Genomic DNA, 24448 nt, shown 5'->3' on the forward strand with positions numbered 1-24448 from the left:
ACAATAGGCGCGAAACGTGCACTGTGCACAGGTTTCGCGCGACGCTGTGACGACTTGGATGCTCTGCGTGACTCATTCTTCACTATTCCCGATCAGAAGCCTGGTCAACTCTTTTCGGCCAGGAAGTCCTGACGGTCTTTCCACCCGCCCGCTCCGGACGTACAGGAAGGAAGCCGTGACCTGCTCGGGCTCGACGCCCACCTGCTCGGCCCAGGCCAGGCGGTAGACGGCCAGCTGCAGCGGGTCCGCCGTCTCCTCCCGGTGGGTCTTCCAGTCGACCACCTCGTACCGCTCACCGGCCGGTGACCCTGAGCCACCGTCACGCTCCCGGTAGACCGCATCGATCCGGCCGCGCACCACCCGCCCCCCGAGCACCAGCTGGAACGGCGTCTCGACCCGGTACGGCTGCCGCCCGGCGTACGGGCTGCGCAGGAAGGCCTCCTTGAGGCGCTCCAGGTCCACCTCGTCCTCGATGCCGTCATCGTCCACCCCCGGCAGCGCGTCCGGGGCGAGCAGGGCCCGCTGCTCGAACTGTGCCTGCACCCAGGCGTGGAAGCGGGTGCCCCGGCGGGCGGCCGGCTTCGGCGGGCGCGGCAGCGGGCGGGCCAGCTCGCGGGCGAAGCCGTCCGGGTCGGCGGCCACCCGCAGCAGCTGGGTCGCCGAGAGCGAGGGCGGCAGCGGCACCTCGCGCACGGCCCGGCGCGAGCGCGACAGCTCGCCGAGCAGCGCCGTCAGGTCGCGGTCCCAGGAGGCCACCTGCCGCTCGTCCTCGGGAGCCATCGGCTCCGGCTCGGCCGCCGGTGCGCCGGCCAGGCGCCGCTGCACCACCTCGGCGACCCGCCGCCGGGCCTGCTGCGCGGCCGGGTCCAGCGGCAGCGGCCAGGGCGTCTCGACGGTGGCGGCCAGCGCCGGGTTCTCCGCGTCCGGCAGCGGGGGCTCGGCCCAGTGCTCGACCTCGCCGCAGCCCGGCCGCTCGGCGTGCTCCTTCAGCTCGGTCAGGAAGGCGGACGGGCCCCGGCGGCGCTTCTGGCTCGGGCCCCACCAGTGGCCGGAGGCGAGCAGCAGCTCGCGCGGGCGGGTGAACGCCACGTAGCCGAGCCGCAGCTCCTCGATCCGGGCGTGCTCGGCCATCTCCTTCTTGAACGCCGCCATCGGCTTCGGGGCGTAGCCGTCGAGCACCGGCAGGGTCGCGGTGTCGCCGCGCAGGGCGTGCGGCAGCACCTTCTTGGTGCTGGTCCAGCGCTCGCGCCCCTTGTCGCTCGGGAAGCCCCCCTTGACCAGGCCGGGCACGGCCACCACGTCCCACTCCAGGCCCTTGGACTTGTGCGCGGTGAGCACCTTCACGGTGTTCTCCCCGCCGGGCAGGCTGTTGTCCAGGCCGCGCTCGTACTCCTGGGCCGCCCGCAGGAAGGCCAGGAAGGCGGGCAGGCCCGGGTCGCCGTCCAGATCGGCGAAAGAGGCGGCCACGTCCAGGAAGCTGTGCAGCGTCTCCCGGCGGCGGGCGGCCAGCGCCAACGGCGAGGCGGCGAGCTCCACCTCCAGGCCGGTGACGGCCAGCACCCGGTGCAGCACGTCCATCAGCGGCTCGGCCAGTACCCGGCGCAGCTCGCGCAGTTCGCGGGCGAGGTGGGCGAAGCGCACCCGGGCCTCGGCGGAGAACGGCAGCTCGTCGGGCTGCTCGGTGTCGAGGAAGCTCTCCAGCGCGTCGGCCAGCGAGACGATCTCGGTCGGGTCGGTCTCGGCCACGGCGGCGGTCAGCGCGTCCACCCCCTCGGCCCGGCCGGTGCGCACCAGCTCGGTGGCCCGGCGGCCGAGCAGGGCCAGATCGCGCGGACCGATCCGCCAGCGCGGGCCGATCAGCAGCCGCACCAGCGCGGCGTTGGCCGTCGGGTCCTGCAGCACCTCGCAGACCGAGACCAGGTCCGCCACCTCCGGCAGCTGCAGCAGCCCGCCCAGGCCCACCACCTCCACCGGCACCTGACGGGCCACCAGCGCCGCGTGGATGTCGGGGAAGGCCACCCCGCCCCGGCAGAGCACCGCGATCCGGCCCGGCTCGGTGCCGGTGCGCACCAGGTGGGCGATCGAGTCGGCCAGCCAGTCGATCTCCTCGGCGTGGGTGGGCAGCAGGGCGCAGCGGACGAACCCCTCCTGCTCCGCCCCGGGCGCCGGGCGCAGCGCCTCCACCCCTTCGTGCATCTGCCGCAGCTCGGCGGCCAGGTGGTTGGCGAAGGCCAGCAGCCGCCCGCCGCTGCGGCGGTTCTCGCTCAGCGCGAAGCGGGCGGCGGGGGTGCCGTCGGCGTGCGGGAAGTGCTTCGGGAAGTCGTCCAGGTTGGCCACCGAGGCGCCGCGCCAGCCGTAGATCGCCTGGCAGGGGTCGCCGACGGCCGTGACGGGGTGGCCGGTGCCGCCCCCGTACAGCCCGGCCAGCATCAGACGCTGGGCGACGGAGGTGTCCTGGTACTCGTCCAGCAGCACCACCTTGTACTGCTCGCGCAGCAGCGCGCCCACCTCGGGCCGCTGCTGGGCCAGCCGGGCGGAGGCGGCGATCTGGTCGCCGAAGTCCATCAGCCCGGCCTTGGCCTTGCGGCGGCGGTACTCCTCGACCAGCTCGAGCAGCTCCAGCCGGGCGCGGGCGGTGACGGGCAGGGCGCGCAGGTCGTCGTTGCTGAGCCTGGCGGTGGCGAGCACGTCCAGCAGCTCCGCGTCGAAGGCCCGCAGGGCGGCGGGCTCCACCAGGTGCTCGGCCAGTTGGCCGTCCAGCGCGATCAGGTCGGCGACCAGGCCCGAGAACGCACCGGTCAGCGCCGGGTACGGGCCCTGGGCGGAGCGGAGCACCTTGGCGGCCAGCTGGAACCGGGTCGCGTCGGCGAGCAGGCGGGTGTCGGGCTCGATGCCGAGGCGCAGGCCGTGCTCCTTGAGGAGCCGGCCGGCGAAGGCGTGGTACGTGGAGATCTCCGGCTCGCCGAGGCTCTCCTCCGCCGGGTCGAGCACCCTGGCCTTCAGCAGCGCACCGCGCACCCGCTCCGCGAGCTCCCCGGCCGCCTTGTTGGTGAACGTGAGCCCCAGCACCTGCTCCGGCCCCACCGCCCCCGACCCGACCAGCCACACCACCCGGGCCGCCATCACCGTCGTCTTCCCCGACCCGGCCCCGGCCACGATCACGGCCGGCTCCAGCGGCGCGCCGATCGCGGCCATCTGCTCCGGGTTGAAGGGGATGCCGAGCAGCTCCTTGAGCTGGCGGGGGTCTTCGAGCACGGCGGACATGGGCTCAACCTAACCGAGGGCAACCACAGCGGGCCGGGCAGCGGATCGGCTCAGAGCAACCACCTCAGGGGCGCGAGGAACGGCGCGCGCAACCGTGCACCTCCGTAGAGGGCCGGTCGCGCACGCAGTTGATTGAGCAGAGCCCCACGCCCCTGGGTAGTGCAACCCGATCTCAGTCGATCAGCTGGCGGCCGTCGCGCTGGGCCGAGCAGCTGCTGCGGAACGAGCAGCGGGCGCAGCCCTCGCTCGTCGTCGGGACGAACCGCTCGGCCAGGACCTTGCCGGCCGTGTCCGCGAGCAGGTCGGAGACCCACGGCTCGGAGGCCGGGCCCTGGTGCTGGACCTTGGGCGACTCGACGTCCCCCTTGGCGGGCTCGCGCAGGTGGACCAGCTCGGCGCCGCCGGAGACGGCGCCCGCCTCGAAGCCGGGGACGTCGGCCAGGGCGCCGTGCTCGACCGCGAGCTGGTAGACCGCCAGCTGGCGGTGGTCCGGGAGGGACTTGTCGGTCGGGATCTGCTTGCCGGTCTTGAAGTCGACCACGTACGCCCGGCCGGCCTCGTCCCGCTCGACCCGGTCCATCGAACCGCGGATGCGGATCTCGATCCCGCCCACCGGCAGGGTCAGGTCGAAGCCGTGCTCGGTGGCCACCGTCGTGCGGCCCCGCTCCAGGACGTGCCAGTGCAGGAACCGCTCGAGCGCCGCCCGCGCCTGCTCCTTCTCCTGGCGGGACTTCCAGGGGGCGTCGAAGGCGAGGGCGTCCCAGACCGTGTCCAGCCGGGCCATCAGCACGGCGAGGTCCGCCGGGGTCCGGCCCGAGCCGACTTCGTCGGCGAGGGCGTGCACCACGTTGCCGAAGCCCTGGGCCGCGGTGGTCGTCCCGGCCGCCTTCACGTCCTTGTCCAGGAACCACTGCAGCGAGCAGCCCTCCAGCTGCTCCAGCCCGCTGCCGGAGAGCCGGACCGGCTCGCCCGGCGCCCGCAGCGGATCGGGCGCCTCCGTCCGGTCGAGCAGGCCCCACCAGCGGTCCGGGTGCGCGGCCGGCACGAGCGGTGCGCCCTCCTCGTCGGTCGCCTCGGCCAGCTGCGCCAGCCGCTCGGCGGCCGCCCGCCGCAGCTCGGGGCTGCGGGCGGGGTCGACGGTGACGGCGCGCAGCTCGGCCACCAGGGCGGCGACGGCGAGCGGGCGGCGGGGGCGGTGTGTGACGTCCTCGACGGTCACCTGCGGCCGACGGGCGGTCACCTTGCCGGTCCGCGGGTCCAGCTCCTCCCGGTACAGCTCGCGCAGGAACCGGGACGGCTCGTCCCCGTCCTCGGCCGGCGCCTTGACCGCCGTGACGATCAGCCGGTCCTTCGCCCTGGTCGCGGCCGTGTAGAAGAGGCGCCGCTCCTCCCCGAGCAGGGCGGCCGGGGAGAGCGGCTCGGCCAGGCCGTCCCGGCCGATCCGGTCCGCCTCGAGCAGCGAACCACGGCGGCGCAGGTCGGGCCAGAGGCCCTCCTGGACGCCCGCGACCACGACCACCCGCCACTCCAGGCCCTTCGACCGGTGCGCGGTCATCAGCCGGACCGCCTCCGGACGGACGGCCCGGACGGTCAGCGTGTCCGCCGCGATGTCCTGCGCCTCCAGCTCGGCGAGGAACTCGGCGGCGCCCCGGTGGCCGGCCACCTGCTCCTCCGCCCGCGCGGCGGTCTCGAACAGCGCACAGAGCGCGTCGAGGTCCCGGTCGGCGTTACGCCCCGCCGTACCCCCGCGCAGCGCGGCCCGCTCCAACCGCTCCCGCCACCGCCGGCTCCCCTCCCACAACTCCCACAGCGCCTCCTCGGCCCCCCAGCCGCCGGCCAGCCCCTCCCGCACCTTCCGCAGCAACACCCCCACCTCATAAGCCCGCCGCGCCGCCCCCACCTCGAACGCCACCAACCGCTCAGGCTCCGCCAGCGCCTCCCGCAGCAACTCCTCAGCACCGCGAGGCGCGGCAGCACCCTCAGGGGCGCGAGGCCCCTCCGGATCAACTACGCGCGTGACCACCCCCTCAGCCGCAGCCGCCTCACCCTCAGCAGCACCCGCAGCGTCAGCGGCCCGCCGCCGCAGGTACCGCCGCTCCTCCTCCCGCAGCGCCCGCCCGAGCCGCCGCAGGTCCGACCCGTCCAGGCCGCCCATCGGCCCGGTCAGCAGCGTCCGCGCCGTCTCCGCGTCGCACTCCACCGCCGGCGCCGCACACACCTTCAGCGCCAGCAGCAACGGCGAAACCCCCGGCTCCTCCCGCAGCGGCAGATCGTCACCGTCGATCTCCAGCGGCACCCCGGCCGCGCCCAGCGCCCGCCGCACGCCCGGAATCGACCGCGCCCCGGCACGGACCAGCACCGCCATCTCGCCCCACGGCACCCCGTCCTCCAGGTGCGCCCGGCGCAGCAGGTCCGCGACCGAGTCCAGCTCCGCACCCGGCGTCGGGTACGTGTAGACCTCCACCCGGCCGCCCTCCCGCACGGGCAGCAGCGACCGGTGCTCGGCCAACTTCCCGGCCGGCAACCGCCCCATCGGCATCCGCCGCGCCAGCTCCCGGGTCGCGGCAAGGACCACGGCCCCCGACCGCCGCGAGACCCGCAGCACCTTCACATCGGCCGGCCGCCCGTCCGAGCGCGGAAAGGCCGACGGGAAGTCCAGGATCCCGTTGATGTCCGCCCCGCGGAACGCGTAGATCGACTGGTCCGGGTCGCCCACCGCGACCAAGTCCCGGCCGCCCCCCGCCAGCGCCCGCAGCAGCCGGACCTGCGAGGGGTCGGTGTCCTGGTACTCGTCCACGTACACGGCCTCGTACCGCTCCCGCAGCGCCGCCCCGACCTCCGCCCGCTCGGCCAGCAGCACCGCCCGGTGCACCAGCTCCGCGTAGTCGAGCACGCCCCGCAGGTCGAGCACGTCCAGGTACTCGGCCAGGAAGTGCGCCGCCGCCGCCCAGTCCGGCCGCTGCACGCCCGTCGCGAACCGGCCGAGCTCCTCCTCGCCCAGGCCCAGCTCCCGGCTGCGGGCCAGCACGGCACGCACTTCGTCGGCGAAGCCGCGCGTGGTCAGGCAGGCCCGCAGGTCCAGCGGCCAGGCGATCCGGCCGACGCCCTCGCGGGCGTCCTCCGCCCCGCCCGCGAGCAGCTCACGCACCATGACGTCCTGCTCGGGGCCGGAGAGCAGCCGCAGCGGCTCGGCGTACGCGTCCGGCTCCTGGTGCGCGCGCAGCAGCGCGTAGCAGAAGGAGTGGAAGGTGGTCGCCTGCGGCGCCTGGGCACCCCCGCCTCCGGCCCCCAGCCGGCCCGTCATCCGGTCCCGCAGCTCCATCGCCGCCTTGCGGCTGAAGGTGAGCACCAGGATCCGCTCCGGGTCCGTGCCGCGCTCTATCCGGCGGGTGACGGACTCCACCAGTGTGGTGGTCTTGCCGGTGCCGGGCCCGGCCAGCACCAGCAGCGGGCCGCCCGCGTGCTCGGCCACCGCCCGCTGGTACTCGTCGAGCACGGGCGGCGCGGGCAGCGCGAGCGGGCTGCGCACCAGACGGAAGGGAGAAGACACCAACGACCTCAGACCTGAAGGGGAACAACGAGCCTACGCCGCTCCCGTCCCCGGCTTCCGCCCACCCGGGGGCGCGCAGCCCCCCACGTGCGCCGCTGCCCGCGCCTCAGCTGCCGCCGGGCCGGCCGTCCCACCGGGCCTGCCGCAGGTCGACCCGGGGCTCGCCGCCGACCAGCCGCAGCGGAGTGCCCTCCACCCGGTAATTGGCCAGCGCGCGGTCCTCGTGGCCCGGCAGCGGGCGGCCGTCCGCCCGGATCACCCGCCACCACGGCACGGCCGCGCCGTACAGCGCCATCACCCGCCCGACCTGCCGGGGCCCGCCCTGCCCGAGGTACTCGGCCACGTCGCCGTAGGTCATCACCCGGCCCGGGGGAATACGCTCGGCCAGATCCAGGACCGACTCGACATAGGGCGGTGGCGCCTCGGCCGTACTCTCCGTCATCTGCGTGATTGTTCCTCATTCGTTCGGCCGGTTCCCGGCCCGGCTCCCAGGCGCCGAGCGGGGGATTCGCCGCGCCCGGTGAGCCCCCTGTCCAGCACGGGCGGCCGGAGCATGCCACCATCTTCGGGGCGGTGAGTGGTGATACGAGGACAAGACCAGATGACCGGGACGGTAGACGTGGCAGCGGACGAGGGCTCCGAGCCTCCCGTCGGCGACCCGTTCGACCGTCCTGACCAGCTCGGTCGACCACCGGCCGAGCACGCGGCACCGTACGAGGGGGAGAAGGGTTTGGCGGGCGAGAGGCCACCAGACGAAGAGCCTGCGCACCAGGAGCCCGGCGACGACCTCGCCGTGGACGAGCCGCTGCTCGCCGCCCGCGCGCACCGCCCCTCGGACCTGATCCGCTTCGTGGCCGGGCTGCTCGGCATCATCGCGCTCTTCCTGGTCGCCCGCTTCGCGGTCTCGACCACCTCGGGCCTGGAGAACGACATCTCCACCAACGCCCACCGCATCCCCGGGGTGCTCAGCACCGTCGCCGCGCTGATCTCCAGCGTGGCGGTGCTCGCGGTACCGCTGGCCTTCGCCGTCGAGCGGCTGATAAAGCGCGACGGGCTGCGGGTCGCGGACGGCGTGCTCGCCTCCGTGCTCGCGTACGGCGTCTCGCTCGGCGTGGACTGGTGGGTGGCCGCCGGTGCGCCCGCCGAGATCCGTGACGCGCTCACCCAGCTGCCACCCGACGGCGGCCAGACCCTGACCGACCCGGTGCACGGCTACCTGGCACCGGTGATCGCCTACATGACGGCCGTCGGCATGTCGAGCCGCCCGCGCTGGCGGGTGGCGCTCTGGGTGGTGGTCGTCCTCAGCGGGATGACCGAGCTGGTCAGCGGCTACACCACGCTGCTCTCGCTGATCCTCACCGTGCTGATCGGCTGGTCCGTGGCGTACGGCACCCTGTACGCGATCGGCTCGCCGAACATCCGCCCGACCGGCAGCCACCTGATGACCGGCCTGCGCAAGGTCGGCTTCTCCCCCGCCGGGGCGCACCGCGCCCCCGACGCGCCGGGCGGCACCCGCCGCTACTACGTCGAGCAGCAGGACGGCCCGCCGCTGGACGTCCACATCATCGACCGCGAGCAGCAGGCCTCCGGCTTCTTCTACCGCGCCTGGCGCCGCCTGCGGCTGCGCTCGGTGGCCGTGCGGCGAAGCCCGCAGTCGCTGCGGCAGGCGCTGGAGCAGGAGGCACTGATCGCGTACGCGGCCGCCGCCTCGGGCGCCCGCGCCCCGCAGCTGGTGGCCACCTCCGAGCTCGGCCCGGACGCGGCGATCCTGGTCTACGAGCAGGTGCCCGGCCGCACCCTGGACGAGCTGGCGGACGAGGAGATCACCGACCAGGTGATGGCCTCGCTCTGGGAGTCCGTCGGCCGGCTGCACGACCGCCGGATCGCCCACCGCCGGCTCACCGGCGAGTCCCTGCTGGTGGTCGACGACAAGACCGGCTGCCTGGTCAACCTCTCCGGCGGCGACATCGCGGCCGGTGACCTCACGCTGCGGATCGACCTGGCCCAGCTGCTCACCACCTTCGCGCTGCGGGTCGGGCCCGAGCGGGCGGTGGCCACCGCCAACGCGGTGCTCGGCGCCGAGCGGGTGGCCGGCTCGCTGCCGCTGCTGCAGCCGGTCGGCCTGAGCCGGCAGACCAGGGGCGACCTCGCCAAGCAGACCAAGGAGCGCAAGGCCGCCGCCCAGGCGCTGGCCCTGGAGCAGGTCGCCTCCGGCGAGCGCACCCAGCAGCAGGCCGAGGAGGACATCGCGGTGGCCGGGGAGGACCTGCTCAGCCGGATCCGCGGCCAGATCCTCCAGATCGCCCCGGAGGCGCCGCTCGCACCGGAGAAGCTGGAGCGGCTCAAGCCGAAGACGCTGATCACCGTGATCGCGCTGGCCTTCGCCGCCTACCTGGCGCTGACCACCATCAAGCCCGCCCAGCTCAAGCTCTCCCACATGAACTGGGCCTGGGCGGCCGCCGCACTGGCCGCCGCCGCGCTCACCTACATCGCGGCCTCGATGAGCCTGACCGGTTTCGTGCCGGAGCGGCTGCCCTTCCGGCGCACCGTCGCCGCCCAGGTGGCCGGCTCCTTCGTGAAGCTGGTCGCCCCCGCGGCGATCGGCGGCATCGCGCTCAACACCCGCTACCTGCAGAAGGCCGGCATCCGGCCGGTGCAGGCGGTGGCCAGTGTCGGTGCCTCGCAGCTGGCCGGGCTCGCCGGGCACCTGCTGCTGCTGTTCTGCTTCGGCCTGATCACCGGCAGCCAGACCAACGGGGATCTCGGCGCCTCCCGGGCGGTGATCATCGGGGTGCTGTCGGCCGCCGTGCTCTCGCTGGTGGTCGCGGCCGTCGGCCCGCTGCGGCGGTTCGTGGTCACCCGGGTGCGCTCGCTGTTCTTCGGCGTGGTGCCCCGGATGCTCGACCTGATGCAGACACCCAGCAAGCTGCTCACCGGCTTCGGCGGCATCCTGCTGCTCACCCTCAGCTTCACCGCCTGCCTCGATGCCTCGATCCAGGCCTTCGGCGGCTCGATGAGCTTCTCCGCCGTCGCCGTCGTCTTCCTCACCGCCAACGCGGCGGGCTCCGCCATCCCCACCCCCGGCGGCATCGGCCCGGTCGAGCTCGCCCTGGTCGGCGCGCTGACCCTGGCCAACGTGCCGCCCACCGTCGCCACCCCGGCCGTCTTCCTCTACCGGGCGCTGACCTTCTGGCTCCCGGTGATCCCCGGTTGGGTCTGCTACAACGTCCTGCAACGCAAGGACGCGCTGTGAGATCACAGCGCGTCCTCGCGTCACGGTGGTACGGGCGGTTCCTCAACCGCTGAGCTTGGCCAGACCCTCCGACCAGCCGAGCGGGCCCTGCACCATGGGCTGCAGCTCCGGCGGGCACGGCACGTCACTCAGTCGTGACCTGCCGTCACCTCCGGTGGGCCAGGACAGTGCGGCGCACAGGCGCAGACCGGTCTCGGTCTCCCCCGAGCCGATGGAGTCAGGGGCCGTGCCGCGCCCGTTGACGCCGAACGAGACCGTGGTGACCGCCCCCTGCTCCTCGGTCCGGAACACGTAGCCCAAGTCTGCCTTCACCAGGGACTCCGCCACCTGCAGCCGCTCCTGATCACTGCCATGGCCGGCCGCGTCGAACCCCTGCTGGATCCGGTGCGCCCTCGCCCGGGCATCGGCGCGCGCGTGATCCGCGGCAGCGTCCATGCCGGACTCGGTCCAGGACCGGTAGTAGGGGGAGAGCTCGTTCACCAGGGCGATCACCGTCACCACGAACAGGCACAGCGTGCCGACGGTGATCGCTATCACGGTCTTGGTTCGCTTGGTCACTCAGAGCCCCAGACTCCGAAGGGTGCTGTTCAACGCGAGCGAGTAAGTGTAGGCGCCGCTCGCGAGCGGGTGGAACGACTGACCGGAGAACGGCTTGCCGGGGTTCTCCCCCGGGGTCTTGTTGATCACGAAGTCGTTGATGCTCTGCGGGCTGCCGCAGATCGCCTTTCCGGCGAAGGCGGCGGTGGGATCGGAGAACGTGGCGGGCACTCCCGCGGCACGGGCGACACCCACCGCGTCCCTCATGGACGAGTCCAGCGTGAACCCGAGCTGGTCCATCCAGTCCGCGTCCGGGCCGATGTGCACACTGGCGGCAATGTCCACCAGCGTGGCCAGCACGCCCGCAGTCGGCCCGCCGATCGCGAAGGCGGAGATCGTCGCGGTGTCGAGCCGGCCGCTCAGGCAGCTCCCGTGGTTCTCGAACAGCGGCGGGTACCCCATCAGGACGATCCGGGCGTTGGGAGCCCGCTTGTGAATCTCGGTGAGGGCCAGGACGACCGAGTCGTGCACGCCCGAGTTCATGAGCTTCGGTTCGGCCTGGGCGAGTGGCGCACCGGTTTCGTCGTCAGCGAGGGTCGAACAGTCGGAGAGCACCAGGTACGTGACGCACTTCGTCACGATGTCGCTGAACTTCGCGTCGTTCCCGCCGATCGAGATCGTCACCAGCGTGGTGTTGGCGTCCAGGAACCCCTGGTCGAGCTGGGCGATCTCGCCGTTCTGCCCCTGGCCCGACTGAAAGCCGCCGGCTTTGTCGCTCAGCGATATCGCGTCGCGCGGCGAGTCCACCGACAGGACGTTGTTCACCCGCGCGCCGCCGCAGGCGATCAGGTGGTAGTCCATGGTCGCGTCGTTCTGGTCGGCCCGGGCTCCGATCGAGCTGCCGCTGTCGGCCAGGACCGCCTGGCGGGACCACGCGTTGGGCGAGCGGTGGCAGGCGTCGCGGGTCACCGCGTTCGCACCGTTGACGTCGCTGTTGTAGTAGTAGTTGCCGGTGCCCTCGCCCGAGGAGTACGAGTCGCCCAGCGCCACCACGAAGTCCGCGGGCTTGGCCGGCAGCGGCTGGAAGGCGGCGGCGTCCCAGGCGATGTCGTCACCGCCCGCGCCGGTGCCGTCCTGGGTGAAGTTGCTGAGCTCGACGCCCTGGATGTCCGATCCGGCCACGAAGTGGAACACCCCCAGACTGACCCACTGGTTGGTGTTGGCGTTGACGTTCACCACGCGGTTCTCGGTGGTGCCGTCACCCAGGTGAACGGTGTAGATGGCCTGCCGCGTCTGGGAGCCGGTGTCCGGCAGGTGGACGAAGACCTTCGTCCACGCGTTCAGCGGCTGGGACAGCTTCCACGTCCCGGTGATCGCCATCGGGCCGGCGGCCTGGGTGGGCTGGTGGATGTTGTTCGCCACACTGATCACGGAGCTGCCGGAGCTGCGCGTGTGGGCGTACCAGAAGTGCGCCCCGAAGCCGCCGCCGATCTGGTGCAGGTCCGCCTTCGCCTCGTAGTGGCCTGCCGAGTCGGGCAGGAAGTTGAAGCTGAGCGTCCCGGCGTTGCTCCACGTCCTGGTGCAGTCCGACCGGAACGGCGGGATGCCGCCCGAGACGGAGTCCACGATCAGCGACCCGCTGGGCGGGGCGCCCGCGCTGCCCGGCGCCTTGCAGTCCGGTGCACCGGTGGTGCCGTTGCCCGGCTCGCTGCGCAGCGTCTTGTACGTCATGGTCTCGTGACCGCAGTTGGAGACGCAGTCCTTCCACACCGCGGCGGAGTGGTACCAGTAGGGGGTGTCGCAGCTCGCCCCGAGGTGGTTGATCTCGCACGGCGGCGGGTTGCCGGGGTCGCAGTTGTTGGTGGTGTTGCAGAAGGTGGCCAGGGGCGGCTTGATGGCCGTCCGCTCCGCGGCGCTCACCCACCAGGCAGCGGCGTAGCCGGCCGGGTTGCCGCCGTTGAGGTTGCCGTTGTCGTCGTAGGAGCGGCCGGTGTTGATCGGCCAGGCCGCCCAGCCGAGCACCTTCTCCTCGTACGGCCACTTCTGCGGCTGCGCCGCGTCGGCGTAGTGGTTGTTGTCGAGGAAGGCGGCGCGCCCGGCCGGGTACAGCGGGTTCACCGGGTTGTTGAGGTAGCCCAGCCCCCAGGGGGCGGTGGGGTTGCTCGGCGAGTAGCGGGTGAACCCGGCGTTGTAGTCCCAGGCTGCCGTGAACCAGTTCTCGATCGAGGCCGGGTTGTCGCTGTTGACCTTCATCGGCGCGTTGGGGTCGTGGAGTTCGTTCCACTTGTTCGAGAGCGTCCGGGCCGCGACCGCGATGTTCGAGGCGTAGTCCAGCGCGATGGCCTGCTGCTGGTCCGCGGGCCAGGCCTGGTCACCGGGGCGCAGGACACTGGCGCTGTGCATCCCGTCCGTCTGCTGCCCGATCCCGTACCCGCAGTCCACCTTGGACCAGTCGATCTGCCAGACGGCCTGCGGGTTGTTCGGGTCCGCCTTCGGGTGGCCGTAGAAGCCGCCGACCAGCGGGTTGCCGAACTGGCCGGGGATGGCGCCCCCTTCGGCCTGCCAGAGGTTGGACTCCTGCGCGAGGATCCCGAGCAGCACCTGCGGCGGGATGTGGCCGCCACCGGCCAGGGCCGGGAGCGGGAACATCCCCTGGGGGTCGACCGTGCCGAGACCGGCGAGGTTGCGCCAGCCGCCCTGCCGGATCCAGTTGCTGGTCAGGTTGCCCCGCACCGCCATGTCCACCGCCCACTCGACCTGGCCGGGTGTCGGTTGGTAGGACTGCAGCGCGGGGCTGTTGCGCTCGACGGCGCAGGTGGCGTCGAGGTCGACGGTGGAGCCGTCGTTGCCGGTGCTGCTGAGCGAGGCCGATGCCCGCGGGGTGCTCTTCGGCGTGACCCCCGCCTTGCCGAGGGCCGGCGAGACGGCGTCCCCGACCGGCGCGTGGTCCGCGGCGGACGGGGCGGAGAAGGAGAGCTTCTTGCCGGTGCCGGGCACCTCGGCCTGGATCTCCACGGCGGCGGCGCCGTCGGCCTTGGGCGGGGCCAGCGGCTGGTCGGCGAGACGACGGGCCGCGCCGGACACCGCCTGGTCGACGGCCAGGCCGCCTGTGGAGGAGACCACGGCGTCCGGTGCGGCGGCGATCGCCTTGACCGACCGGGGAAGTGACGACAGGCCCTCCGGGCTCCCGGTCAGGAACACCCGGCCGGCGGTTCCCGCCTGCACGCCGAGCCCGCCGAGCTTGCCGTGGGCCAGGGTCGAGACCGCACCGCCGTGGTACCTGCGCGCCTGGGCACTCTCCCCGTCGTGGTCGAGGAAGGTGATGCCGCCCTCCGCGTCGGGGTGGATCGAGAAGGCCGCCCCCGAGGTCTTGGCGAGCGCACTCGCCTGCCCGTGCCGGTCGACCCGGGTCAGCTGGGCCCCGCGGGCACCGACCACGCCGTCCTGGACCGGGACGGCGGAGGTGAACTGCCCCGGCACGACGGGCGAGTCGACCGTCTTCCCGGTCGCCGCGTCCACCACCAGCAGCCGGGTCTTCCCGAGGTCCGCGTCGCCGCCCTGCGTGAAGACGACCGTCTCCCCCGCTCCGCAGCCCGGATCGAAGTACGCGAGGGACACCTGCTCGGGGAGCTTGGTCACGGCGCCGGACTCGAGGTCGACGATCGCCGCGAAGGCTCCTCGCTGCATCAGCTCCGGCTTGTTGGTGAACTGGCGCGGGGCGTAGACGACGGCGGCGCGCTTCCCCGACGCGGTGACACAGGAGTTGCCGACCCACAGGTCGGTCTCGAAGCCGGATTCGGCCAACGAGGCCACCGTGCGCCACCGGTAGGCCTGGGCGCTGTCCGCGGCCAGGACGTGGAAGCCCAGGCCGTCACCGGCGGTCGTCACCGCACGGTCTCCCGAGGACCGCCACCCCTTCGGCAGGGAGCCGTCCGGGTCCGGCACCTCCGCACCGCCGGCGGGCGGGTGCGGGGCGACCGGCGCGGCCGGCCGGGCGGCCGCCCCCGCCCCGGCGGTGCCGGCGAAGGCGGGCGTACCCGCCAGACTGCCGGCCATCGCCGGTAGGAGTACGAGCAGGCCGGCCAGCGCTGCTCTTCGTGGTGCTAGGCGCATCTGTAGTCCCCTCTTGGCTGCTGATGACAGCGCCGGAGGTTGCCGACCAGGACACACCGAGCTCTCCCCCCGGCGAGCGGCAGCCAATGTACTAGAGACAGTTCGTACCTGTCGCTACCAATTCACGCGCTCGACGGACTCAACCGTACAGAAAGGGACAACGGCACATACTTGAGGAGAAATGTCGCCCCTCGAAGTTTAATGGGCGAAGTCGCCCCGGAGCTCATCAAGCACGACAACTCCCCTTACTTGCTTGACTCCTGACGTGACAACATGCTGATAATCGGCCCGCCGTCGAGATAGTTCGACGCCATACTGGGGGCCATAGTGACCAGCCGTCGGATTTCCGCAGAATCCTTCGCAGTCACCGCCCGAATTACCGCCGCCGAAAGGAATCTCATGAACGTCAAGCTCGGCTCCGTAAAGGCCGCGTCCGTCGCTCTGCTCGCCCTGGCCATGGCGGGTGCCGCCGTCGCACCGGCCTCGGCCGTGCCGGTGAGCGGCGCCATCCCCGCGCACCACGGGACGCCCACCCTGAGCGTCGCGTTCGTGCACGACGGCGTCTGGACCGGCCACTACGGCATGGGGTACCAGCTCACCGTGACCAACCACACCGGAGCCCCGTACCAGCACTTCGCCCCGAGCGTCGGCATCCTGGGCGACGGGGTGACCGCGGCCAACACCGTGGCTTACTGGGACAACAACGGGTCCTACCTGGACGTCACCACCGGCAGCGACGGCACGGTGTGGACCGACCCCAAGCCGCTCGACCGCCCGCTCGCCGACGGCCAGACCATCACCTACAACCTGACGGTGAGCGTCCCCACCGTGGTCGCGGAGACATACAAGTCCCTGGACGTCACGCCCCAGGCGACGGCGGACGGCCGCTACGTCGTCGGCAGCACCATCACCATCCCGGGCATCTCCTCCTGACCGGCACCGGCGCCCGGAGCCGACTCAGGTAGCCGATAGAACAACAGTGCCCGCCGAACGGATTCGGCGGGCACTGTGCTTGGCTCAGCAGTCGGCTGACGGTCAGTAGACCGGCTTGTGGGGCTCGATCTGGTTGACCCAGCCGATCACGCCGCCACCGAGGTGGACGGCGTCGGCGAAGCCGGCGGACTTGAGGACGGCGAGGACCTCGGCCGAGCGGACGCCGGTCTTGCAGTGCAGGACGATCTTCTTGTCCTGCGGCATGCGCTCCAGCGCGTCACCCATCAGGAACTGGTCCTTGGGGATGAGCACGGCACCCGGGATGGAGACGATCTCGTACTCGTTGGGCTCGCGGACGTCGACGACGAAGATGTCCTCCTCGTCGTCCATCCACTGCTTGAGCTGCTTCGAGGTGATGGTCGACCCGGCGACGGCCTCCTGGGCCTCCTCCGAGATGACACCGCAGAAGGCCTCGTAGTCGATGAGCTCGGTGACCGTCGGGTTGTCGCCGCAGAGGGCGCAGTTCGGGTCCTTGCGGACCTTCACCTGACGGTAGTTCATCTCCAGGGCGTCGTAGATCATCAGGCGGCCGACCAGCGGCTCGCCGACCCCGGCGAGCAGCTTGATGGCCTCGGTGACCTGGATCGAGCCGATCGAGGCGCACAGCACGCCCAGCACGCCGCCCTCGGCGCAGGAGGGGACCATGCCCGGCGGCGGCGCCTCCGGGTAGAGGCAGCGGTAGCAGGGGCCGTGCTCGGCCCAGAACACGCTGGCCTGGCCGTCGAAGCGGTAGATCGAACCCCAGACGTACGGCTTGCCGAGCAGCACCGCGGCGTCGTTCACCAGGTAGCGGGTGGCGAAGTTGTCGGTGCCGTCCACGATCAGGTCGTAGCCGGAGAAGATCTCCATCACGTTGGAGTTGTCGAGGCGCTCCTCGTGCAGCACCACGTTGACGTACGGGTTGATCTCCTTGACCGAGTCCCGCGCGGACTCGCCCTTGGAGCGGCCGATGTCGGAGTGGCCGTGGATGATCTGGCGCTGGAGGTTGGACTCGTCGACGACGTCGAACTCGACGATGCCGAGGGTGCCCACGCCGGCGGCGGCGAGGTACATCAGGGCGGGCGAGCCCAGGCCGCCGGCGCCGACGCACAGCACCTTGGCGTTCTTGAGCCGCTTCTGCCCGGCCATCCCGACGTCCGGGATGATCAGGTGGCGGGAGTACCGGCGGACCTCGTCGATGGTGAGCTCGGCGGCGGGCTCGACCAGGGGTGGCAGCGACACGGGGGCTCCGATGGTCGTCAGATCGATAGCGTTTCGAATACCAGCTAAGCCAACAGTGTCACGCGGCCCGGCTATTCCGAGACAGCATGTCCGAACTCCGAGACACCTGACATCGGATGATGGGATTCCGGCGGAGAACGCGCGCCGCCCCGACTAGCCCGTGGTTGAGCGCCTCAGCGGGCTCGTCGGGGTACGGACCGAACCTCAGACCCGGCAGGCCGTCTCCATCCAGATGTCCGCCAGGGACTCCTCCAGCGGTACGAGTGTCCGCCATCCGAGACGGTCCCGGGCCGTCCGGACGTCCGCCTGCCGCCACTGCACCGGCTCCACCACGGCGCGCGGCTCGACCACCCTCGGCTGCTGGTGCAGGTCGGTCACCACCTGGCTCGGCACCAGCACCTGGCGGGCGTCCTCGCTGATGGAGCCCTCGAAACCGGAGGCGCGCACCAGCAGCTGGGCGGCCTCCCGGGCCCGGACGGCATGGCCGCTGCCGATGTTGATCACGCCCGTGGCGGCCGAGACGGCGGCCGCCTGGATCGCCCTCGCGACGTCCCGCACGTCCACGAAATCCCGGTAGCCGGACAGGTCCGGCATCCGGACCACCCGCTCGTGCTGCTCCAGCGCCCGGCGCAGCCCCTCGGCGAGGCGGCCGAACAGCGAGGCGGTCGGCGAGCCGGGGCCGACCACGTCGAAGACCCGCAGCACCGCCGCGTCCAGCCCCGAGGTGATCACCAGCTCCGTGCCGGCCAGCTTCGACACCCCGTAGGGGCCCACCGGCCGGGGCTCGGCCCCCTCCGGGATCGGCACCCCGGCGGGCATCGGGCCGTACTCGGCGGCCGAGCCGACGTGCACCAGCCGGGCCGGCTCCCGGCTGCGGCGGATCGCCTCGCAGACGGTGGCCACGGCCAGCGTGTTGGCCTTGATCAGCGCCCGGGAGGTGCCGTACGTGGCGCCCGCGCAGTTGATCACCACCTGCGGGGCCGCCGCGTCCAGGAACCGGGCGAGGGCGCCCGGGCTGCCCGCCGTCAGGTCGAAGCGGATGTCGGCCGAGTCGCGTCGGCCGAGCACGGTGACCGTCAGGTCCTGGTCGGCCAGCAGACGGTCGGCGACCCGGCGGCCGATGAAGCCGTCGGCGCCCAGCAGCAGCACCCTCATCAGGGGTGTGTCCTTCCACGAGGCCCCGCCCGTACGGGCCGGGCGGGTATCGGTTGTCGGGGTGGTTCCGGTGGTGAGTCGGCCGGCGGCGGCGCCTGCCCGGCGGGGGTCCGGTCGACGGCCGCCGCCTGCGGCGTGCCGCGCCGGGGCGGGCATGGTCAGGGACCGCGCTCGGACGCCGGCCACCTGGCGTGGTCCGCCGCGCGGGTGCCGGAGCCCGTCCGACGGATCCGGGCGGCCGATTCGTCCGCGGCCGGATTCGGCGGGGCGGGCGCCATCAGGGGCCGTGCCTCGGCGCCGACCGCTCGGCGTGATCCGCCGCCCCGGGGCGGCCGAGCCGCGCCCAGGCGTACGGGAGCAGCAGCGCGCCCGCCGCGCCGCAGCCGAGCAGCAGCGCGGGCGGGCCGGCGCCACCCGCCACCGCGACGGCGAGCGCGAGCGCCTGGGCGGCCAGGGCGGGCCGGGAGCGGAGCACGACCGCGAGCAACTGCAGCAGGGCGGCGGCGGCCAGGGCCGCCCACTCCACCGGGGTGGCCCTGGTCACCGCCTCGCGCAGCAGGCCGGTGTCGGGCGGTTCGAGCACGGCGGTGACCACCATGGCGGCGAAGCCGCCGGCCAGCACCAGTGCCAGGTGCAGCAGCACCGCGACCGGCAGCACCGGCCGCATCCGGGCCCGGTACTCGGCCAGCGTGGCCGCCGCGCCCAGGTGGCCCCGGGCGGCCCGGTCGAGCCAGCGCCCGACCGGCTCGGCCACCGCGACCCCGCCCACGGCCGCCACCGCCAGGCCCGGCTCCGCCCACCAGAGCGGCCCGGCCGGCAGCAGCCCCAGCGCCAGCCGCCCCCACCCGAGCGGGCCGAACCGCCACCCGGCCGGCTCGGCCGCCGCCCGCTGGGCGGTGGGCGAGCGCGGCACCCGGGCGTACAGCTCCTCCGCGAGCGTGAACACGTCCGCGTGCCGGTACCGCGCCGCCTCCGGCGGCCCCAGCCCGGAGTCCTCCAGCGCGGCGGCGATCTCCAGCGGATCCACCGCCTGCTCGCACACCTCCCGGTGCCGCACCATCAACTCCCGCACCGGATCGGCGAACCCGCCGGCACCGTTCTCGCCCTGGCCGGCCGGATCCGCCGCCTCCCCCGTCGTGCGGCGTTGCATCAGTGGGCCTCCGCCAGCGCCCCCGCCACCCAGTACTCGGCGGGGCGGGCGAAGGGGCGCAGCGGCTCTCCGGCGGAGCCGTCCCCGGCGGGGAAGGCGGGCCAGTGCGAGACCAGCTCCAGGTAGATCTCACGGAAGGCGGTGACCACGGGCTCCACGGCGAAACGCTCCTGCGCCCGCAGCCGCCCGGCCAGGCCGAGCCTGGCCCGCCGCTCCTCGTCCCGCAGCAGGGCCAGGCAGGCGGCGGCCAGCGCCTGCGGGCTGCGCGGCGGCACCAGCAGACCGGTCGGCCCGACCACCTCGCGGGCCACCCCGACCTCGGTGGTCACCACCGCCCGCCCGCTGAGCATCGCGTCGGCCAGCAGCCGCGGGCTGCGCTGGGTGAGCCCGGTGAAGACCACCACCGTGCCCGCCGCCCAGGCCTGGGCCAGGCCGCGCGGCCGCCCGGCGAAGGTCACCGAGCTGCCGAGCCCGAGCCGGGCGGCCACCTCCTGGCAGTGCGCCAGGTAGCCGGGGGCGCTCTCCTCGCCGTGGACGAGCAGCCGCGCCTCGGGCAGCTCGGCCCGCACCCCGGCGAAGGCGTGCAGCATGAGTTCGGCGTCCCGCCCGGGCTCCAGCGCGCCCGCCCAGACCAGGGTGGGCCGCTCCGGTTCGGCCCCGGCCGCGGCCCGGCCGACCGCCTCGGTGCCCTCGTGCACGACTCTGGTCCGCGCCGGGTCGGCCCCGCAGTGCTGCTGCCAGCGCTGGTCGTAGGCGCTGCCGGGGGTGAGCACGGCGGCCTGCCGGTAGGTCTCCTCGGTCAGCAGCCGGAAGAAGCTCAGCAGCAGCGCCCGGACCGGCCAGCGGTACGGCGCACTGCGGTAGCTGCGGTACTGCTCGCGCAGGTGCAGCCCGTGCTCGGTGACCACGAACGGCACCCCGTGCAGCTGCTTGGCGACCAGCGCGGGCAGCGCGGCCGGGCCGCCGCCGACCACGTGGCAGAGGTCCACCGAGCCCAGCCGCCCGGGCCCCTCGCCGTACCAGGGCGCGGTGAGCGGCCGCAGGCACTGCTCGAGCAGATCACCCGCGACCAGCACGTCCCGTACCAGCGGCTGCCCGGCGGCGGTGTCGGCGCCGGGAGCCCGCCACTCGCGCTCCAGGATCCGCTGGGCGTGCCCGGAGGCGAGGAAGGCGGAGAGCGCGCCGTCCTGGCGGGCCAGCTCGGCCAGCCGGTAGAGGCCGGGGGCGAAGGACGCGCGCTCGCCCGGCAGCACCAGCGCCCGGACGAACTCCCGGTAGGCGCGGCCGTAGAGGCGGCGCCGGTGCGCGGCCGGGCTGCGCCCGCCGGGCCGGCGGCCCCACAGCGGCAGCTCGTACGTCTCGGGGCCGGCCGGGGCCTGCGCCGAGGCCTCGGTGGCCAGCAGGTGGAGCTGGAACTCGTGCTCGGGCAGCCCCTCCACCAGTCGGCGGCACCAGCCGCCACTACGCCGGGCGTACGGGTGGACGCCCTCGGTGAGCAGTGCTACGCGCACGACGACCTCCAGAGCTGAGCGGGCCTCTTCTTGGTTGCGAGGCGGCGCGGGTTCGGGAAGGGCGGCCGCGGCACGGCGGGAGCCCCCGTACGGGCACACGGGAGGAGGCTGCACTGCAGCTCCCCGCGGCCCCGGACCTCTGGTGCGTTCTCCCCCCACACCTGTTCGGTCCGACACTCACGAAGGTAGAACCCGCGGCGGACGCCCCATCGGTCACGTGCCTGGTTGCCACCTGAACGAGTGAACCCGCGTGACTTGGGCCCCGGAACGGCGTTCCGGGGCCCAAGGAATCGCTCAGCTGCGGGCCATCAGCTCCCGGGCCGCGCGGGCGACCTGCGCCGGGTGCTCCATCATCGCCACGTGCCCCGACTCCGGCAGGACGAGCAGCCGGGCGTCGGCGAAGGCGGCGCAGGCGCGGCGGGCGGAGCGGTAGGAGACCAGCTTGTCCTTGAGGCCGTAGACCAGCAGCACCGGCACCCGCACCTGCTCGGCCTGCTTCCACAGCGACTGGTCGCCGCGCTGGGTGTAGGCCGAGACGATCCCCCGGGTGCTGCCGACCAGGGCGGCCAGCGCGTGCGGCAGCGCCGCCCGGCGGCGGAACTCGGCCACCGCGCGCTCGCGCCGCTCGGCGGGTATGCCCGGGGCGTCGCCGTAGACCAGCCGCAGCAGCCGGTCGGTGGCCTGCTCGACGTCCGGCGCGGGTCCGCGCTGCAGCAGGGCCGGCACCCCGGGCACGGCCAGCAGGCCGGTCGGCCAGGCGGTGCGCTGCGGCGGCAGCTCGGGCAGCGCGGGCGAGATCAGGGTGAGGCTGCGCACCAGGTCCGGCCGCAGCGCCGCGAGCCGGACGGCCACCGCGCCGCCCATCGAGTTGCCGAACAGGTGCACCGGCCCCCGCCCGGCCGCCTCCAGGTACCCGATCACGGCCCGGACGTGCCCGGACAGCGAGTGGTCCCCGTCCAGCGGCGGCTCCGACCACCCGAAGCCGGGCAGGTCCACCGCCTCCCCCGCCACCTCCCCCGCGAGCTCCGCCATCAGCTCGCGCCAGTTGTCCCCCGACCCCCCGAGCCCGTGCACGAAGAGCGCGGGCGGCAGCCCCTCGCTCCCGGCCTGCGGCCCGGTCACGGCCAGCACGGCCCCGGGGACGGCAACGGTACGGAGAGGTTCGGCCGAGGCCGTCACCCGCTGATCGGTACTCATGGAGCACGATGGTAATGAGCGGGCCTGCGGGACCACAGTCCTGTGCGGTCTCAGCCTATGGACAGTGCAGGCCAGCCCCGTATTGTGGGCACCCGACAAGGGTGTCCGGAGCTTTTCTCGCCTTCGACCGGCGCGAACCGAGTTACCGAAAAGTAGAATCAACCACCTTGCCAGCCCGCTGACCGTGAAGTGAGGAGCGCCCGTGACGGCCATCCAGGAGGCGCAGGAGCGCCCGCGCGGTGCCCGCCTGCCGCGAAGCGCCCGCCGTGAGCAGCTGCTCGGTGCTGCACAGGAGGTGTTCGTCGCGCAGGGCTACCACGCTGCGGCCATGGACGACATCGCCGACCGCGCCGGGGTCAGCAAGCCGGTGCTGTACCAGCACTTCCCCGGCAAGCTGGAGCTCTACCTCGCGCTGCTCGACAAGCACTGCGACGCCCTGGTCGACTCCGTCCGGGGCGCGCTCTCCGCGACCACGGACAACAAGATGCGCGTGGCGGCGACCATGGAGGCGTACTTCACCTACGTCTCCAGCGAGTCCGGCGCCTTCCGGCTGGTCTTCGAGTCCGACCTGACGAACGAGCCGGCCGTCCGCGAGCGGGTCGAGCGTGCCTCGGACGCCAGCGCGACGCTGGTCAGCAAGGTGATCGCCGAGGACACCGACCTGCCGGAGCACGAGTCGAAGCTGCTCGCCGCGGGCGTCTGCGGGATGGCCCAGATCACCGCCCGCTACTGGCTCTCCCAGGGCCTGGAGATCCCGCGCGACGAGGCCGTGCGGCTGGTCGCCAGCCTGGCCTGGCGCGGTCTCAAGGGCTTCCCGATGCACCCCACCGAGCAGCAGCCGGAGCAGTAGGGGCCGCCCCGGCCCCGTCGGCGTTCCCCGGAGCTCCGCCTCCGGGCCATCCGGGTGCTCTATGGTGAAGCCGTACGGCGCAACCGCCACGAACAGCAGTTCAGCGGCGGGGCGCATCACAGCGAGCAACCCGGAGGGACGGAAGCCGTGGAGGTCAAGATCGGCGTGCAGCACGCGCCTCGCGAGATCGTTCTCGACAGCACGCAGACCGCGGAGGAGATCGAGAAGGCCGTCGCCCAGGCACTGGACGGCACGGCCAAGGTCTTCGCGCTGAGCGACGAGCACGGCCGCCGCGTGATCGTCCCGGCCGAGCGCCTGGCGTACGTGGAGATCGGCGAGCCCAGCGTGCGCAAGGTGGGCTTCGGCACCCTCTGAGCCGCAATCTGTTCGACACCCCGCCCCGGGCCTCCTGACGAGGCCCGGGGCGGCGGCGTTTGCCGAGGTCGCGGGCGCGGTAGGGCTTCTTCAGGAGCCACTCCCCCAAGGAGGCCGCGGTGCCCGTCGAGACGATCGCCTTCGCCCTGATCGGCCTGACCGTCGGGGTCGGTGCCCTGGCACTGCTGCCCGGCTGGTACCCGGCCCCGCGCACCCTCACCGTCGGCACCGGCCTGGTGGCCGCCCTGCTCGGCGGCCTGATCACCCGGTACGCGCTGGAGGGCCGGCTCCCCGGCGTCTCACTCGCGGTCGCCCTCCTCGGGGCGGTCGCCCTGGTCTCCGTGCTGGCCCGCCCGGACCTCGCCAGGGGGCACCGCCCGGCCGGAGGCCGGGGGAGCCGCCCGCGCGGGCGGCACCGGCACGCGTAACCGTCAGGAGGCCAGCCCGAGCACGGCCATCCGCTTGGTGTGCGCCTCGGTGATCCGGTTGAACATCTTGCCGACCTCGACCAGGTCGAAGCCCTGCACCTGGGCGCCGCCGACCAGCAGGTTGGAGAGCGCGTCGCGCTCGGCGACCACCCGCTGGGCCTGGCTGAGCGCCTCGCCCATCAGGCGCCGGCCCCAGAGGGCGAGCCGGCCGCCGACCCGCGGGTCCTCGGCGATGGCCTGGCGCAGGCGGTCCACCGCGAACTCCGCGTGGCCGGTGTCGGCCATCACCCGCAGCACCAGGTCCCGGGTGTCGTCGTCCAGCCGGACGGCCACCTCGCGGTAGAAGTCGGTGGCGATCGCGTCGCCGACGTACGCCTTGACCAGGCCCTCCAGCCAGTCGGCCGGGGCGGTCATCCGGTGGAAGGACTCCAGCGGCTCGACGAAGGGGGTCATCACCTCGGTCGGGTCCGCGCCGACCTCGGCCAGGCGGTCGTGCAGCAGCTGGTAGTGCTGGAACTCCGAGGAGGCCATCCGGGCCAGCGCCGCCTTCTCCGGGAGGCCGGGGGCCAGCTTGGCGTCCTCCGCGAGCCGCTCGAAGGCGCTCAGCTCGCCGTACGCGAGGGCACCGAGCAGGTCCAGCACCGCCGCACGGTAGCCGGGGTCCGCCGAGCAGCTCTCCCAGTCGCCGATCGACGTACCGTCCTGGGCCTTCGAGTCCTGAGTGTCCATGACTCGCCACCCTAGACCCTCGGGTGCACGTGGCCAGGACCCGCCGTGACCGAGTGCCTCGTAGTAAGGCTCGTCACGTGTTCGAGTCGCCGCCTGACTGTATGGTGGTAGGGAGGCCCGAT

At 73.4% G+C, this 24448-nt stretch carries 16 protein-coding genes; 5 read left to right on the forward strand and 11 right to left on the reverse strand.

The genetic code is table 11. The features are described 5' to 3' along the window. Window positions 1-72: 72 nt before the first annotated feature. The 3 genes from ABT095_RS02305 to ABT095_RS02315 all read right to left on the reverse strand — a co-directional run bounded on the left by ABT095_RS02305 (window position 73) and on the right by ABT095_RS02315 (window position 7256). Window positions 73-3264, reverse strand: a complete 3192-nt coding sequence (locus tag ABT095_RS02305; protein ID WP_350527352.1) for an ATP-dependent helicase — start codon at window positions 3262-3264, stop codon at window positions 73-75. Window positions 3265-3436: 172 nt separating this feature from the next. After that, on the reverse strand, window positions 3437-6814 hold the full coding sequence (locus ABT095_RS02310; protein WP_350527353.1) for an ATP-dependent helicase: 3378 nt from the start codon (window positions 6812-6814) through the stop codon (window positions 3437-3439). Window positions 6815-6920: 106 nt separating this feature from the next. Beyond that, window positions 6921-7256: an MGMT family protein gene (locus ABT095_RS02315; protein ID WP_350527354.1), complete on the reverse strand. Its 336-nt coding sequence runs from the start codon at window positions 7254-7256 to the stop codon at window positions 6921-6923. 159 nt (window positions 7257-7415) lie between these two features. Between ABT095_RS02315 and ABT095_RS02320 the strand changes: the two genes are divergently transcribed. Next, the gene (locus ABT095_RS02320; protein ID WP_350527355.1) at window positions 7416-10067 is read left to right on the forward strand and encodes a flippase-like domain-containing protein; all 2652 of its coding nucleotides are present in this window, start codon (window positions 7416-7418) and stop codon (window positions 10065-10067) included. Window positions 10068-10109: 42 nt separating this feature from the next. On the opposite strand, the gene ABT095_RS02325 is transcribed toward ABT095_RS02320, so the two are convergent. Together ABT095_RS02325 and ABT095_RS02330 are read right to left on the reverse strand one after the other, a co-directional pair. After that, window positions 10110-10625, reverse strand: coding sequence for a hypothetical protein (locus ABT095_RS02325; protein WP_350527356.1), 516 nt, complete (start codon window positions 10623-10625; stop codon window positions 10110-10112). Then, window positions 10626-14717 carry a golvesin C-terminal-like domain-containing protein gene (locus ABT095_RS02330; protein ID WP_350527357.1) on the reverse strand — a complete coding sequence of 1364 codons (4092 nt, stop codon included), beginning with the start codon at window positions 14715-14717 and terminating at the stop codon, window positions 10626-10628. Window positions 14718-15116: 399 nt separating this feature from the next. On the opposite strand from ABT095_RS02330, the gene ABT095_RS02335 reads away from it, so the two are divergent. Next, a complete protein-coding gene (locus ABT095_RS02335) occupies window positions 15117-15650 on the forward strand; it encodes a hypothetical protein (protein WP_350527358.1) in 534 nt (177 codons plus the stop codon). 102 nt (window positions 15651-15752) lie between these two features. On the opposite strand, the gene moeZ is transcribed toward ABT095_RS02335, so the two are convergent. The 5 genes from moeZ to ABT095_RS02360 all read right to left on the reverse strand — a co-directional run bounded on the left by moeZ (window position 15753) and on the right by ABT095_RS02360 (window position 21944). Next, window positions 15753-16931: an adenylyltransferase/sulfurtransferase MoeZ gene (gene moeZ, locus ABT095_RS02340; protein ID WP_350527359.1), complete on the reverse strand. Its 1179-nt coding sequence runs from the start codon at window positions 16929-16931 to the stop codon at window positions 15753-15755. Window positions 16932-17135: 204 nt separating this feature from the next. Beyond that, window positions 17136-18086: an NAD-dependent epimerase/dehydratase family protein gene (locus ABT095_RS02345; protein WP_350527360.1), complete on the reverse strand. Its 951-nt coding sequence runs from the start codon at window positions 18084-18086 to the stop codon at window positions 17136-17138. 277 nt (window positions 18087-18363) lie between these two features. After that, the gene (locus ABT095_RS02350) at window positions 18364-19236 is read right to left on the reverse strand and encodes a hypothetical protein (protein ID WP_350527361.1); all 873 of its coding nucleotides are present in this window, start codon (window positions 19234-19236) and stop codon (window positions 18364-18366) included. Further along, complete coding sequence (locus tag ABT095_RS02355; RefSeq protein ID WP_350527362.1) at window positions 19236-20747, reverse strand: DUF3492 domain-containing protein; 1512 nt, start codon at window positions 20745-20747, stop codon at window positions 19236-19238. Before ABT095_RS02355 ends, ABT095_RS02350 begins: the two co-directional genes overlap by 1 nt. A 294-nt stretch (window positions 20748-21041) precedes the next feature. After that, a complete protein-coding gene (locus tag ABT095_RS02360) occupies window positions 21042-21944 on the reverse strand; it encodes an alpha/beta fold hydrolase (RefSeq protein ID WP_350527363.1) in 903 nt (300 codons plus the stop codon). Between the two features lie 202 nt (window positions 21945-22146). On the opposite strand from ABT095_RS02360, the gene ABT095_RS02365 reads away from it, so the two are divergent. From ABT095_RS02365 to ABT095_RS02375, 3 genes are all read left to right on the forward strand, one after another. Continuing rightward, the gene (locus tag ABT095_RS02365) at window positions 22147-22794 is read left to right on the forward strand and encodes a TetR/AcrR family transcriptional regulator (RefSeq protein ID WP_350527364.1); all 648 of its coding nucleotides are present in this window, start codon (window positions 22147-22149) and stop codon (window positions 22792-22794) included. 147 nt (window positions 22795-22941) lie between these two features. After that, on the forward strand, window positions 22942-23169 hold the full coding sequence (locus ABT095_RS02370) for a DUF3107 domain-containing protein (RefSeq protein WP_350527365.1): 228 nt from the start codon (window positions 22942-22944) through the stop codon (window positions 23167-23169). 119 nt (window positions 23170-23288) lie between these two features. Next, on the forward strand, window positions 23289-23597 hold the full coding sequence (locus ABT095_RS02375; RefSeq protein ID WP_350527366.1) for a hypothetical protein: 309 nt from the start codon (window positions 23289-23291) through the stop codon (window positions 23595-23597). A gap of 3 nt (window positions 23598-23600) precedes the next feature. Here the strand turns inward: ABT095_RS02375 and ABT095_RS02380 are convergent, their stop codons facing one another. Beyond that, a complete protein-coding gene (locus ABT095_RS02380) occupies window positions 23601-24326 on the reverse strand; it encodes a ferritin-like fold-containing protein (protein WP_350527367.1) in 726 nt (241 codons plus the stop codon). Window positions 24327-24448: the final 122 nt, after the last annotated feature.

Source organism: Kitasatospora sp. NPDC002227, from assembly GCF_040296285.1.
In the GTDB taxonomy this organism is placed as follows: Bacteria; Actinomycetota; Actinomycetes; order Streptomycetales; family Streptomycetaceae; genus Kitasatospora.

Bases quoted from the DNA above. Each gene is read 5' to 3' on its own strand.
- ABT095_RS02315 (WP_350527354.1), bottom strand. From the start codon at position 7,256: ATGACGGAGAGTACGGCCGAGGCGCCACCGCCCTATGTCGAGTCGGTC.
- ABT095_RS02380 (WP_350527367.1), bottom strand. From the start codon at position 24,326: ATGGACACTCAGGACTCGAAGGCCCAGGACGGTACGTCGATCGGCGAC.
- ABT095_RS02360 (WP_350527363.1), bottom strand. From the start codon at position 21,944: ATGAGTACCGATCAGCGGGTGACGGCCTCGGCCGAACCTCTCCGTACC.
- ABT095_RS02320 (WP_350527355.1), top strand. From the start codon at position 7,416: ATGACCGGGACGGTAGACGTGGCAGCGGACGAGGGCTCCGAGCCTCCC.
- ABT095_RS02335 (WP_350527358.1), top strand. From the start codon at position 15,117: ATGAACGTCAAGCTCGGCTCCGTAAAGGCCGCGTCCGTCGCTCTGCTC.
- ABT095_RS02345 (WP_350527360.1), bottom strand. From the start codon at position 18,086: ATGAGGGTGCTGCTGCTGGGCGCCGACGGCTTCATCGGCCGCCGGGTC.
- ABT095_RS02330 (WP_350527357.1), bottom strand. From the start codon at position 14,717: ATGCGCCTAGCACCACGAAGAGCAGCGCTGGCCGGCCTGCTCGTACTC.
- ABT095_RS02350 (WP_350527361.1), bottom strand. From the start codon at position 19,236: ATGCAACGCCGCACGACGGGGGAGGCGGCGGATCCGGCCGGCCAGGGC.
- ABT095_RS02305 (WP_350527352.1), bottom strand. From the start codon at position 3,264: ATGTCCGCCGTGCTCGAAGACCCCCGCCAGCTCAAGGAGCTGCTCGGC.